Annotated in this window: 14 protein-coding genes; 10 read left to right on the top strand and 4 right to left on the bottom strand. The window is 59.0% G+C overall.

Annotated features, from left to right (window positions below; genetic code table 11):
• Positions 1-4: 4 nt before the first annotated feature.
• From Q674_RS28710 to Q674_RS28720, 3 genes are read left to right on the top strand one after another with little or no spacing between them, the layout of a single operon-like run.
• Positions 5-361 (top strand): HesB/IscA family protein, encoded by a 357-nt coding sequence (locus tag Q674_RS28710; RefSeq protein WP_011786597.1) that lies wholly within the window; start codon positions 5-7, stop codon positions 359-361.
• A gap of 25 nt (positions 362-386) precedes the next feature.
• Positions 387-929, top strand: coding sequence for a putative Fe-S cluster assembly protein SufT (gene sufT, locus Q674_RS28715; protein ID WP_022990808.1), 543 nt, complete (start codon positions 387-389; stop codon positions 927-929).
• Complete coding sequence (locus tag Q674_RS28720) at positions 926-1,384, top strand: SufE family protein (RefSeq protein ID WP_023008624.1); 459 nt, start codon at positions 926-928, stop codon at positions 1,382-1,384. The genes sufT and Q674_RS28720 overlap by 4 nt, the downstream gene beginning before the upstream one ends.
• A gap of 3 nt (positions 1,385-1,387) precedes the next feature.
• Here the strand turns inward: Q674_RS28720 and Q674_RS28725 are convergent, their stop codons facing one another.
• Complete coding sequence (locus Q674_RS28725; RefSeq protein ID WP_031210034.1) at positions 1,388-2,599, bottom strand: flagellar assembly protein T N-terminal domain-containing protein; 1,212 nt, start codon at positions 2,597-2,599, stop codon at positions 1,388-1,390.
• 55 nt (positions 2,600-2,654) lie between these two features.
• The gene (locus Q674_RS28730; RefSeq protein WP_031210035.1) at positions 2,655-3,191 is read right to left on the bottom strand and encodes an LPP20 family lipoprotein; all 537 of its coding nucleotides are present in this window, start codon (positions 3,189-3,191) and stop codon (positions 2,655-2,657) included.
• 251 nt (positions 3,192-3,442) lie between these two features.
• Here Q674_RS28730 and traF point away from each other — a divergent pair, with 251 nt between their 5' ends.
• From traF to trmL, 5 genes are all read left to right on the top strand, one after another.
• Positions 3,443-4,696, top strand: coding sequence for a conjugal transfer protein TraF (gene traF, locus Q674_RS28735; RefSeq protein WP_023008627.1), 1,254 nt, complete (start codon positions 3,443-3,445; stop codon positions 4,694-4,696).
• A 141-nt stretch (positions 4,697-4,837) separates the two neighbouring features.
• A complete protein-coding gene (locus tag Q674_RS28740) occupies positions 4,838-5,959 on the top strand; it encodes a CCA tRNA nucleotidyltransferase (protein ID WP_023008628.1) in 1,122 nt (373 codons plus the stop codon).
• Positions 5,960-5,972: 13 nt separating this feature from the next.
• Positions 5,973-6,713 (top strand): pteridine reductase, encoded by a 741-nt coding sequence (locus Q674_RS28745; protein ID WP_023008629.1) that lies wholly within the window; start codon positions 5,973-5,975, stop codon positions 6,711-6,713.
• Positions 6,714-6,838: 125 nt separating this feature from the next.
• A complete protein-coding gene (locus Q674_RS28750; RefSeq protein WP_023008630.1) occupies positions 6,839-8,017 on the top strand; it encodes an acetyl-CoA C-acetyltransferase in 1,179 nt (392 codons plus the stop codon).
• Positions 8,017-8,481 carry a tRNA (uridine(34)/cytosine(34)/5-carboxymethylaminomethyluridine(34)-2'-O)-methyltransferase TrmL gene (trmL, locus tag Q674_RS28755; RefSeq protein WP_022990802.1) on the top strand — a complete coding sequence of 155 codons (465 nt, stop codon included), beginning with the start codon at positions 8,017-8,019 and terminating at the stop codon, positions 8,479-8,481. The genes Q674_RS28750 and trmL overlap by 1 nt, the downstream gene beginning before the upstream one ends.
• 66 nt (positions 8,482-8,547) lie before the next feature.
• On the opposite strand, the gene secB is transcribed toward trmL, so the two are convergent.
• Both secB and Q674_RS28765 read right to left on the bottom strand, forming a co-directional pair.
• Positions 8,548-9,045, bottom strand: coding sequence for a protein-export chaperone SecB (gene secB / locus Q674_RS28760; RefSeq protein ID WP_014422523.1), 498 nt, complete (start codon positions 9,043-9,045; stop codon positions 8,548-8,550).
• A 132-nt stretch (positions 9,046-9,177) separates the two neighbouring features.
• Positions 9,178-9,594, bottom strand: coding sequence for a rhodanese-like domain-containing protein (locus Q674_RS28765; RefSeq protein ID WP_023008631.1), 417 nt, complete (start codon positions 9,592-9,594; stop codon positions 9,178-9,180).
• 200 nt (positions 9,595-9,794) lie between these two features.
• Between Q674_RS28765 and gpmM the strand changes: the two genes are divergently transcribed.
• Positions 9,795-11,342, top strand: coding sequence for a 2,3-bisphosphoglycerate-independent phosphoglycerate mutase (gpmM, locus tag Q674_RS28770; protein WP_023008632.1), 1,548 nt, complete (start codon positions 9,795-9,797; stop codon positions 11,340-11,342).
• Positions 11,343-11,398: 56 nt separating this feature from the next.
• The gene (locus tag Q674_RS28775) at positions 11,399-12,499 is read left to right on the top strand and encodes a murein hydrolase activator EnvC family protein (protein ID WP_081698931.1); all 1,101 of its coding nucleotides are present in this window, start codon (positions 11,399-11,401) and stop codon (positions 12,497-12,499) included.
• The last annotated feature ends 4 nt before the right edge of the window (positions 12,500-12,503 follow it).

Below are 12,503 nucleotides of genomic sequence, written 5' to 3' on the forward strand. Positions count from 1 at the left end.
AAACATGACAGCCGAAGTCTTCACCCCAAGCGATGTGAACGTGACCATGACCCCGACGGCGGTCAAACACGTTCGCAAACAACTGGACAAGAAACCGGAAGCCAAAGGCATTCGCCTGGCCATCAAAAAAAGTGGCTGTTCCGGTTTCAAGTACGAAACCCAGTGGGTAGAAACACCGGAATCCGATGACCGTATTTTTACCATCGACGGCGTGGATGTGTTCGTAAAGCAGGAACACCTGCCACTGGTGAACGGCATCGAAATCGACTTTGTCACCGAGGGTGTGAACTCCCTGTTCCGCTTCCGCAACCCCAACGCCACCGCTGAGTGCGGCTGTGGTGAAAGCTTCACGGTGGCGTAAAGCACAAAGATAGGACTGATCAAACATGCAAGAACGCGAAGTCGTCCTGACCAAACGCGAAGTGGAAGCCCGCCTGGTACCTGCCGGAACGGAAATCATGATTCCGTCAGACACCTTTGTGACCATTACCCAATCCCTCGGCGGTAGTTTCACCGTGGCGGTCAACGGCAATCTTGCCCGCATTGAAGGCCACGACGCCGATGCCCTGGGCAAGCAGCCGCTGGAAAGCAGCTTCGAGACCCCGGAAGACGGCACCATCAACGAAAACCAGGTATGGGAAGCGCTGCGTAACTGCTACGACCCGGAAATCCCGGTGGACGTAGTCAACCTGGGTCTGATTTACGAATGCCGGATTGAGAACGGCACAGAAGACGGCAATCACGTTTACATCAAAATGACCCTGACCGCGGCTGGCTGCGGCATGGGGCCGGTAATCACCGACGATGTGAAGCGCAAGGTGGAGCATGTACCTAATGTGGACAAGGTTACCGTTGAGCTGACCTTTGATCCGCCCTGGAACAACGATATGCTCACCGACGAAGCCAAACTTGAACTGGGAATGCTATGACCGCCAGCAAGGAACAATTTCTGAACAATCCCCTGGGCAAAGACACCACCCTTGAAGACGTTCTGGATGCGTTTGAGTTTCTGGACGACTGGGAAGAACGCTACGCCTACATCATCGACCTGGGCAAGCAACTGCCAGGTTTTCCCGATGATGAGCGAGTTGAAGAAAACTACGTCCACGGCTGTCAGAGCCAGGTATGGCTGATTCATCGTTACGATGAGGACAGCGGCAAACTGTTCCTGCTGATCGATTCCGATGCCATGATTGTGCGCGGCCTGGCCGCCATAATTCTGGTGGCCCTGAACGGCAAGACGCCTCGAGAGCTGCTGGCCACCGATATCGATGAGCTGTTCGAGCAGCTGGATCTGTTCCGCCATATTTCCCCGACCCGGGGCAACGGCCTGCGGGCCATGGTCGGCAAGATCCGGGATATTGCGGCGGCCGAGGCCGCCTGAGACTTACCAGATAATGGCCAGGTCATCGCGCTGAACGTTGATCAGGCCACCTTCCGTGGGGATTCGTCCGTTACTGAAATCCGGATGCACGTTGTCCAGTGTCAGCGTCACCCCGGTATCTGACAGTTCGGGCGTACCGTCCAATGAATCAAAGTACCGCTGGCTGCGGTACAGATCGAGTTCATCCCCCGGTCGCAGCCCCGCCGTTGCGCCGGAGGCGAGGGTCACCCGGTTGCCGTCCACACGGGTTATCCGGGCCATGAATGGCTGACAGGCCAGAGCATTGTTGACGGCGGCGGTCATCTCGGCAATGACACCTTCAACCGCCTGCCCCCACTCGGAACCTTCAAAGCCCGCCGAGGCAAAACCTCCGGTACCACTGCCATCCGGCTGCCACCGTGCCGAGGTTTCAAACCGCTGCCGGAAGACCGGGGAACCGCTGAAGCCATCAAACACCATCACTTCGGCCTCAAACCGGCGCGAGGTGTCGGCCATTCCGATACCTCGCTGCATGCGATCCAGAATTGAGCTGCCCCAGACGCCGGGGTCGGCCAGGCCAATATCCCGAATCACACCTGCCACCACAAACTGAGCCCCCAGTTCCCGGGCCAGCTGAACCACATTCGTCAGCTGATTGCTGGCCGGGTTTTTCTGAGACGTGGGCGCATCCGGCAGGTTGCTGAACAGCTGTAACGATGTCGCCCCCAGCACCTGCAATTGCCCCTGTTGTTGCAAGCGAGCCACCAGTTCCCGCGGCAACTGTTCGCCGGCGTCATCCAGGGCCGCACCGCCACCCTGCTCCGGACGGGTGATCGGGAACGCGGTTACCGCCACCCGTTTACGCAAACCGGATGCCTGCCCGGCCTTGCAGCTGCCAGCCTTGCCTTTGGCATCCGACATCTCTGCCCGGACAATCACCCGCAGCAGATTGCCACTTCGGTACTCATCCACAATCGTGGCATTGCGAACCTGGGCCATGGCCGACAGCTCGGTATGAGAGCCCACAAGCTGACCGTTCTCCATGGTATCCCGGGTGCTGACCCTGGCCTGATATTGCAGCGCAAGGTCGCGCATCGCGGCCTGACGCGCCTCAGTGCGGGCCTGATCGAGATTATTCTCCCGGATATTGGCATGCCCCACGCCTTCAAGGACCACGCCTTGGGCAAGGCCGGTACACAAGCTCAGCACCCAGAACAGAAGCATTGATCTCATCATGGCAATTCAACCCACCGGAACGATACCGGTTCAATCACGGCGTTCATCAACAGACCTAATCCAGGTAGTACAGTGAATCTGTGCGACGGGCCTCAACATCCCCTACACGATCATTCCGCCTGGGCATGGGAATGGCACAGACATCCTGCACCTGATCGTCCGCCACCTTCGCCACACATTCCCGAAACCTTGGCTCCAGGCGCAGCTCCATCACCGTTTCCACCACGCCATCGCTATGCTCATTCACCGCCACCATCCGGGCGCCGCGAATGTAGCTGTCCACATAGGTGCGGAAACTGTCGTTCTGCAGAACGAAGTCATTCACCGTGGAACTGCCGTAGATCACGGTACCGTAGACCCGCTCTGCCAGATTCCGGTAGGCATCCAGCTGTGAAGCCCTTCGAGCCAGTAACCGCTTGCGGGTATTGACCCGGTCGGCCTGAACATTCTCATAAGTACCAAAACCACTGACCCGAACCGTAATGGGCTCAAAGGTTTCGGTCCTGGCCTGATCGTTCCGGTAGCTGCCTACCGGCGCACAGGCGGCCACGGCAAATGCCAGAACAGGAACAAGGATCCAGCGCAACGTCATTATCTTGTCTCCGGAAAACACTTTCACCAGAACCATGAAAGAATCACGCCACATTCGACAAACCAATGATCTTTGGACGGTTTCGATTATTCAGCGCAACTCTTTGCCCATGCAGGCGGCAAAAAGCTGCCTTTGTTTACACATACAGAACAAACCGTTACCGGTTGTGCGCTGCGTCACGAAATAAACTGGTCTAACCTTTCAGACACTTAATGATTTGTTCATGCAATAAAACCAACTCAGGACCGCCCATGAAAGCAAACCGCCTCAGCAAACTGTCCCTGGCCATCGGCCTGTCTGTTGCCACCACGTCTGCACTGGCAAGCCCGCAAGCCTTTATGTCTGCCCGCTCCTTCGCCATGGGCGGAACCGGCGTCGCCGTTGCCCATCCCTCTGCTGCACCGAGTGCCAACCCGGCCATGATGGCTGCTGAACAGCACGGCTGGGCAGACGATTTCGGCCTGATGCTGCCGTCTGTGAATGCGCGTGCGGCCGATGAGGAAGAGGTGATTGATCAGGTTGATGATATCCAGGACCAGATCGAGCAGTTTGAGGACCTAAAGTTTTCCAATCAAGCCGATGCCCAAGCCAAAGCACGGCAACTCGTAGACAACCTGGAAGCCTTTGACCGCGACACCATGCGTGCCAATGCAGGCTTGGGACTTGGCCTTGCTATCCCCTCAAATTCCTTGTCCTTTGGCTTCTTCGCCAACGCCAATCTGACAGCGACTGTGCGCGGTGAACTGGACGAAAACGATCTTGACCTTCTAAATGACATCGCTAATGGCGTTCGCCCGCCCGCCACTACAGATCTTGATGCAGAGCTGAATTCACGAGGCAGAATCCTGGCGTCTGCAGTAGCAGAAGCCGGGATCAGCATCGCTCACTCGTTTATGCTTTCTAATGGCCACGCATTGCAGCTTGGCGTCTCCCCCAAATACGTGCAACTACAAACCTTCCAGTACACCGAAGAAATCTCAGACTTCGAGGATGATGATTTCGACAGTGACGAATACGAAACTGACAAAAGCGGCTTCAACCTGGATATCGGTGCTGCCTATGCCTTCGGTGCTGAAAACCAGTGGAACGCCGGCGTCGTCGTCAAAAACCTGATCCCGATGGAACTGGATTCGGCCCAGAATCATCCGACCGAAGAAAAATACACCCTCGAACTCAACCCGATGGTCACTGTGGGTATCGCCCACAAGAGCGACTACCACGTAATCACGGCAGAAGTGGACCTGACCAAGAAAGAAGCCTTCGGGTATGAAGACGATACCCAGTGGCTGGCCCTGGGCGCGGAATTCGACGCCTGGCGTTACGCCCAGCTGCGCGCAGGTGTTCGCCACAATCTGGCCAGTAACGACGACAACGACGGCATCGAGGAAGACACTCAGTTCACCGCGGGTCTTGGCCTGAACATCATTGGTGTTCGCGTGGATATCGGCGCCCTGTACAGCAGCGCCGATGTCGGCGCAGCCCTGGAACTCGGCACCTCCTTCTAAGCCGACGCCCCCGGCCGCAAAAGCCCGGTCTGCCCTGCGCAGCCCGGGCTTTCTTATTTCACGCTGCCTGTTTGCCTCTGGACGGTCGTGGCCGGATAATCGCGGTTACCGATGAATTGGCAATCAGGAACAAACTGCATTATGCAAACCTATCTGGTGGGCGGCGCTGTCCGCGACAAGCTGCTCGGCCTGGGCGTTAAAGACCGGGACTGGGTAGTGGTTGGTGCCACCCCAGAAGACATGCTCCAGCGAGGCTTCAAACAGGTAGGGGCGGATTTTCCGGTTTTCCTGCATCCGGACACCGGCGAGGAATACGCCCTGGCCCGGACCGAGCGCAAGCAGGGGCGCGGGTACCACGGTTTCAGCGTTTACAGTGCACCGGATGTCTCCCTGGAAGACGATCTTCGCCGCCGTGACCTGACCATCAACGCCATGGCAGAAACCGAGAGCGGCGACCTGGTGGACCCGTTCAACGGCCATGCAGACCTGGAAAAGAAAAAGCTTCGCCATGTGTCTGAAGCCTTCGCCGAAGATCCCCTGCGCATCCTTCGCACCGCCCGCTTCGCCGCGCGCCTGCAGCCACTCGGGTTCAGCATCTGCCGGGAGACCATGGCGCTGATGCGGCAGATGGTCACCAGTGGCGAACTCGGAGACCTGGTACCGGAGCGGGTGTGGCAGGAAGTTCAGAGGGCATTGCATGAACAGGCTCCAGGCGTGTTCTTCGATGTGCTCCGGGAGCTCGGCGCCCTGAAGGTGCTGATCCCTGAATTGACCGATGAACAGGCTTTCCGCCAGGGTCTCAGCGCCCTGCAGTGCATCCACCGCAAACAGGGGTCTACCGCCCAGCATTACGCGGCCCTGCTCAGTGGCGTGCCCGAGCCAGACGCCGTTGCCAGGGCTAAAGCCATGAAAAGCCCCAACGACTGTCGGGAACTGACCCACCTGGCCTGCCTGTTCATGGCTCAGTTGAACGGAGCCTCGCCTGAAACCCGGCTGACACCGGAACTCGCAATGGAGCTTCTGGACACAGCCGATTTCTGGCGCCGGCCCGATCGTTTCGGCGTTTTGCTGGGTACCCTCGCCTGCACCCTTCAGAGCGAACCCGACCATTTAATTCAGCAACTGGAACTGGCCGCTCATCGGGCCCAGAGCGTAACCCCTCACCCGTTCCTGCAAAAAGGCATTCAGGGCAAAGCTCTAGGCGAAGCAATCCGGAAAGAGCGCGTAGCCCGTATTACTGAGGCACTGCACTTACCGGAATAAGGAAAAATACCCCATGCCCCACCCCGTCGCCCTGATCACCGGCGCAGCCCATCGCCTGGGCGCCCACACAGCAGAAACCCTGCACGCTCGCGGCTGGAATGTTGTGATTCATTACCGTGGCCGTCAAAAACAGGCCCGCGCACTGGCCGACAAGCTGAACCAACAGCGCCCGGAATCCGCCGTGTGTTACCACGCCGATCTCACCGACATGAACCAGCTCCGGCAACTGGCGGAACAGGCCTGCGCGCATTGGGGGCAGTTGAATGCGCTGGTCAATAACGCTTCCGTGTTTTACCCCAACCCCACCGAAGATGCCTCCGAACAGGACTGGGACACGATACTGGGCGCCAACCTGAAAGCCCCCTTCTTCCTGCTTCAGCAATGTTTGCCTGCGCTAAAAGCGGCCTCCGGCAGTGTGGTCAACATGATCGACATCTACAGTGAGAAACCACTGAAGGACCACCCCCTTTACTGCGCCAGCAAGGCGGGACTGGCAGCCCTAACCCGCTCCTGGGCCAAAGATCTGGCGCCGGATGTTCGGGTAAATGGCGTGTCGCCAGGCGCCATCCTCTGGCCGGAAGGCGAATCAGCCGTGGACGCAGCCCACCAGCAGGCCATTCTCGATAAAACGCCCCTGACCCGCACCGGCAACCCCGCCGACATTGCCGGTGCCATTGCCTACCTGGTATGCGACGCGCCGTTTATCACCGGCCAGATACTGTCGGTGGATGGCGGCCGCAGCCTGAATATGTGATCACCCGCACCAGAACAACCCCGACCTTCGTTGTTTTGGCCGGCAAGCGCTTTACCGCTACAATGCCTGCCATTCTTATAAACGGGCGCCACCCAACCAGGTGCCCAGATTAACGGAGAGTTCTCATGCGTGATGTTGTTATTGTTGCCGCCAAACGCACCGCCATCGGCAGCTTCGGTGGTGGTCTGTCCAGCCTGCGTGCAGACCAGCTGGGTACGGCCGTGATCAAGGCCGTGATGGAAGAAACCGGTGTCGCCGGCGACCAGATCAATGAGGTTATCCTCGGCCAGGTACTCACCGCCGGCTGCGGCCAGAACCCGGCCCGACAGTCTGCCATCAATGCTGGCCTGCCAGCTTCCGTGCCAGCCATCACCATCAACAAGGTCTGTGGCTCCGGCCTGAAAGCCGTGCACATGGCGGTTCAGGCCATCCAGTGCGGCGATGCCGAGATGATCCTGGCCGGCGGTCAGGAAAGCATGAGCCAGGCGCCCCACGTACTGCCCAACAGCCGCAACGGTCAACGCATGGGCAACTGGAGCATGATCGACACCATGATCACCGACGGCCTGTGGGATGCCTTCAACGATTATCACATGGGTATCACCGCTGAGAACATCGTCGAGAAATACGGCATCACCCGGGACGAGCAGGATGCCTTTGCCGCCGCATCCCAGCAGAAAGCCGTCGCTGCGCAAAAGGCCGGCTACTTTGACAGCCAGATTGTTCCTGTCACCATTCCCCAGCGCAAAGGCGACCCACTGGTGGTGGACAAGGATGAGTGCCCCCGCGACGGCGTCACCGGCGACAGCCTGGGCAAACTGCGCCCGGCCTTCAAGAAAGACGGCTCGGTAACTGCCGGCAACGCTTCCTCCCTGAACGACGGCGCTGCCGTGGTGATGGTGTGCAGCGCAGACAAGGCGAAAGAGCTGGGCCTGACCCCGCTGGCAACCATCAAAGCCCACGCCAATGCCGGCGTGGACCCTACCATCATGGGCACCGGCCCGATTCCGGCCAGCCAGCGCTGCCTGGAGCGGGCGGGCTGGACTGTTGATGACCTGGACCTGATCGAAGCCAATGAGGCCTTCGCCGCCCAGGCAATTTCCGTTAATCGGGACCTGGGCTGGGACACCGCCAAGGTAAACGTGAACGGCGGTGCCATTGCCCTGGGGCACCCGATTGGCGCTTCCGGTTGCCGTATTCTGGTCAGCCTGCTGCACGAAATGACCCGCCGCGATGCCAAGAAAGGTCTGGCCACGCTGTGTATTGGCGGTGGTATGGGTGTGGCCCTGGCCGTTGAGCGCTGATGCTGCACGTGGTCCTGTACGAGCCGGAGATACCGCCGAACACCGGCAATATCATCCGGCTCTGCGCCAACACTGGCTGCCAGCTGCACCTGATTGAACCCCTGGGATTCTCCCTTGAGGACAAGCAGATGCGGCGTGCCGGGCTGGATTACAGCGAATACGCTACGGTAAAGATCCATCCGGATTACGACAGCTTTCTGGCCACCGAGCAGCCTTCGCGGCTGTTCGGTCTCACCACCAAAGGAAGTCGCCATTACCACGAGGTAGTGTTCCGGGACGGTGACTACCTGATGTTCGGGCCGGAAACCCGGGGCCTGCCGGAAGACGTGCGCAACGGGCTACCCGCCGAACACCGTCTTCGGGTACCCATGCGTCCGGAAAGTCGCAGCCTCAACCTTTCCAATACCGCCGCCCTGGTGGTTTATGAGGCCTGGCGGCAACTTGGGTTTGAGGGCTCGATCTGACCTATCCCGGGTAATCACCCACAAAAAAACCGGCCGAAGCCGGTTTTTTTCGTTGAGCAGCAGCGCTTAGTGAGTCTGCTCTTCCTTGGCTTCACCCGCCGCTTCTTCCTGCTTGCGCTTGAGCGCCTGGGCATAGATCGCGTCGAAGTTAACCGGAGCCAGCATCAGGGCCGGGAAGCTGCCCTTGTTCACAATGCCGTCAATCGCTTCGCGGGCATAGGGGAACAGAATCGTCGGGCAGTAGGCGCCGAGCATCTGGCCAAGCTGCGGGCCTTCAATGCCGGAGATCATGAATACGCCGCCCTGCTGGATTTCGACGATGTACGCCACCTTCTCACCGACCTTGGCCGTTACGGTCAGGGACAGAACCACTTCATACTGGTTGTCGCTGATCTTGTTATGGGAGGTGTTCAGATCCAGGTTTACCTGGGGCTTCCACTGCTCCTGAAAAACCAGCGGAGAGTTGGGCGATTCAAAAGACAGGTCCTTCACATAGATGCGCTGAAGGGCAAACTGTGGTTGGTTCTGGTTGTCGTTGCCTGCGGCTTGCTGATTCTCAGCCATGATCAGTCCTTTCGTTCTCGTATTATGGGGCCAGGCCCGTTGTTATGTCGTCGTCTGCCGGAACAGTCTACTGCCAGGTTCCGAATGGTAATGTGAAACAGTGCGTCAGATCGCCACTCAGATCAAGCCCTGTTACTTTTTCACAAGTGGCAGGTTGCTGGCCTTCCAGTCGGTAATACCACCATTCAGACGCACCACATTACTGAAGCCCTCGGCATTGAGCTGCTTGACCGCCATGGCGGCGTGCTGGCCCATCTTGTCGACAACGATAATCTGTTTTTCCTTGTGCTTGCTCAACTCGTTAACGCGGCTTTTAAGACTGTTAAGCGGAATATTCACCGAGCCGGTAATGCGGCCTTCGTTGAAGTCTTTGCGATCGCGGATGTCCAACACCACCGCTTCATCCTTGTTGATCAGCGTAACCGCGCCCTGGGCCGAGATCTTGGCACCACCCCGGCGCGATTCCAGCACGATGATGGCCAGCAGGAACGCCACAAACAGCGACACCAGAATGTAGTGATTAACAACAAATTCAAACAAGCGGTCCATGAAACTACCCTGACAATTGGTTTGGCCGGATTATACACACCCACACCGGCTCACAGAAGGCAGTCGCCCCGCCATGATAGCGCCAGCACATCGTGATCATGAGCAATGCTTCAGCGAACGCGCGTGGTCTGAGTAAATGAAAACGGTTACAATCTGCCCCACTCAAATTTTGTTCTTTTTGCAACCAAGCGGACGACACGATGACCGAGACGCGCAAGCCCACTGCACTGATAATTCTCGACGGCTGGGGCCACCGTGACCCGGCGGAAGACAATGCCATCTCCAATGCCAACACCCCGTTCTGGGACAGGATCTGGCAGAACCAGCCGAAAACCCTGATCAACACCTCAGGGATGTTTGTTGGCCTGCCCCAGGGCCAGATGGGCAACTCCGAAGTGGGCCATATGAATCTCGGCGCCGGCCGCGTGGTGTATCAGAGCCTGACGCGCATCGACAAAGATCTCGAAGATGGCGATTTCCAGAAGAATGAGGCCCTTTGCAACGCCATCGACAAGGCTGTTGCCAATGGCAAGGCCGTACACCTGATGGGCCTGCTGTCTCCGGGCGGCGTCCACAGCCATGAAGATCATATTCTGGCGGCAGCTGAGCTGGCTGCAGCCCGTGGCGCCAAAGAAGTTTACATCCATGCCTTCCTGGATGGCCGTGACATGCCACCACGCAGTGCCCGCCCTTCTCTGGAAAAAGCCGCCGCGAAAATGAAAAGCCTGGGCGTTGGCCGGGTAGCCACCATCGTTGGCCGGTATTTTGCCATGGACCGGGACAACCGCTGGGATCGCGTGGAAGCGGCCTATAACGCCATGACCCTGGGCGAAGCCGAGTTCATCAGCGACGACCCGGTGGCGGCTCTGGAGCAGGCCTATGAGCGTGGCGAGAACGACGAGTTCGTGAAGCCCACCCACATCCGGGCCGATGGCGAGCCCGAGGGCATCATCAATGACGGCGACGCCGTGTTGTTCATGAACTTCCGTGCCGACCGCGCCCGGGAAATGACCCGCACCTTCGTAGAGCAAGACTTCGACGGTTTCGACCGCCGCAAGCACCCGGAACTGGCAGATTTCGTGATGCTCACCGAATATGCCGCTGACATCAAAACCTCCTGCGCCTACCCGCCCGAGCAACTGGCCAACGGCCTGGGCGAGTACATGGCGAAGCAAGGTAAAACTCAGCTGCGCATTGCCGAGACCGAGAAATACGCCCACGTGACCTTCTTCTTCAATGGCGGCCTGGAAACTCCCTTTGAAGGTGAAGATCGCATTCTGGTGCCATCTCCCAAGGTGGCCACCTACGACCTGCAGCCGGAAATGAGCGCACCGGAGGTTACCGACAAACTGGTTGAAGCCATCAAGAGCGGCAAGTACGACCTGATCGTCTGCAACTACGCCAACGGCGATATGGTTGGCCACACAGGCAAGCTGGACGCCGCCATCAAGGCCGCCGAGTGCCTGGATCAGTGTGTGCAGCGTGTGGTTGAGGCCCTGGATGAAGTGGGTGGCGAAGCCTTGATTACCGCCGACCACGGCAACTGCGAGCAGATGACCGACCCCAACTCCGGCCAGGTACACACCTCCCACACCATTGGCCCCGTGCCTCTGGTTTACACCGGCCACCGCAAGGTGAACCTCCGGGATGACGGCAGCCTGTGCGATATCGCACCGACGCTGCTGGCCCTGATGGGTACCGAAAAGCCTTCGGAAATGACCGGGCACAGCCTGGTCGAGTTCGACTGATCGCTCCGCCGGTAAAGGTGTTGCGTAAACTGACCGTCATGGTGCTGGCCCTCACATTGGGGGCTGCACCTTTGGGCGCCCAGCAGGATGTGACCCCCGAACAGGTCGAGGCGCTGAAGGAGCGTATCGCCGACATCGACCGCTGGCTGGCCGATGCCGAAGAAGACCGGTCAACCCTTGAACAGCAACTGACGGCCACCGAGCGCAAAATCAGCACCCTGACCAAGGAACGCCGTACCCTTCGGCAGCAGGTCCGGGAACAGCAGGAGCGCCTGGCCGAGCTTCGCGCCCAGGAAAGCGAGCTGGCCAATACCCTCGAACAGCAACGGGAAAACCTGAAACTACAGATCCGGGCAGCCTGGATGGAAGGCGACGCGCCGGCTCTGAAAGTGCTGTTGAACGAGATTGAGCCCGGCGAAGTTGCCCGCACCCTGACCTACTACGAATACCTGAGCAAGAATACCGTCTCCCGCCTGGAAGCGTTCCAGCGCAGCCTTCAGGAACTGAAAGCCGCCCGCGCCGCCGTTCAGGCCACCCGCACCGAACTGGCCAAGACCGAAGCCGATCTGGAACAGCGCCAGCAGCAACTGACCCAGAGCCGGCAGGATCGGGCCAGAACACTGGCCGCCCTGAATGACGACATCCAGAACCGCCGTAGCGAGCGCCAATCCCTGGAAGCCGATCGCCAGCGCCTGGAGCAATTGCTGAAAGAGGTGCAGCAGGCCATTGCCAGCATTCCGGCCCCGAACGAATCCAGTCCGTTCAAATCCCGCCGCGACAAACTGCCCTGGCCCGCAAAAGGGCGGGTAGTCAGCAATTACGGCGCCGTGTACGCCGATGGCAAACTGCGCCGTAACGGCATCCTGATGAACACCGCCGAAGAAGCCGAAATCAAGGCCGTGCACTATGGCCGGGTGGTATTTGCCAACTGGCTGCGCGGGTTCGGGCTGATCACCATCATTGATCACGGCGATGGCTACATGACCCTTTACGGCCACAGCAGCAGCCTGTTCACAACCCCCGGTGACTGGGTGCGCCCGGGCGAGACCATTGCCCTGGCCGGACGCACCGGCGGCACCGAGGACCCGGCCGTGTATTTCGAGGTACGGAGCAACGGCAAACCCGTGAATCCCAGGAGCTGGCTGGGCAAGCCATAACAGG

The organism is Marinobacter sp. EVN1 (assembly GCF_000475375.1).
GTDB classification, from domain to species: domain Bacteria; phylum Pseudomonadota; class Gammaproteobacteria; order Pseudomonadales; family Oleiphilaceae; genus Marinobacter; species Marinobacter nauticus.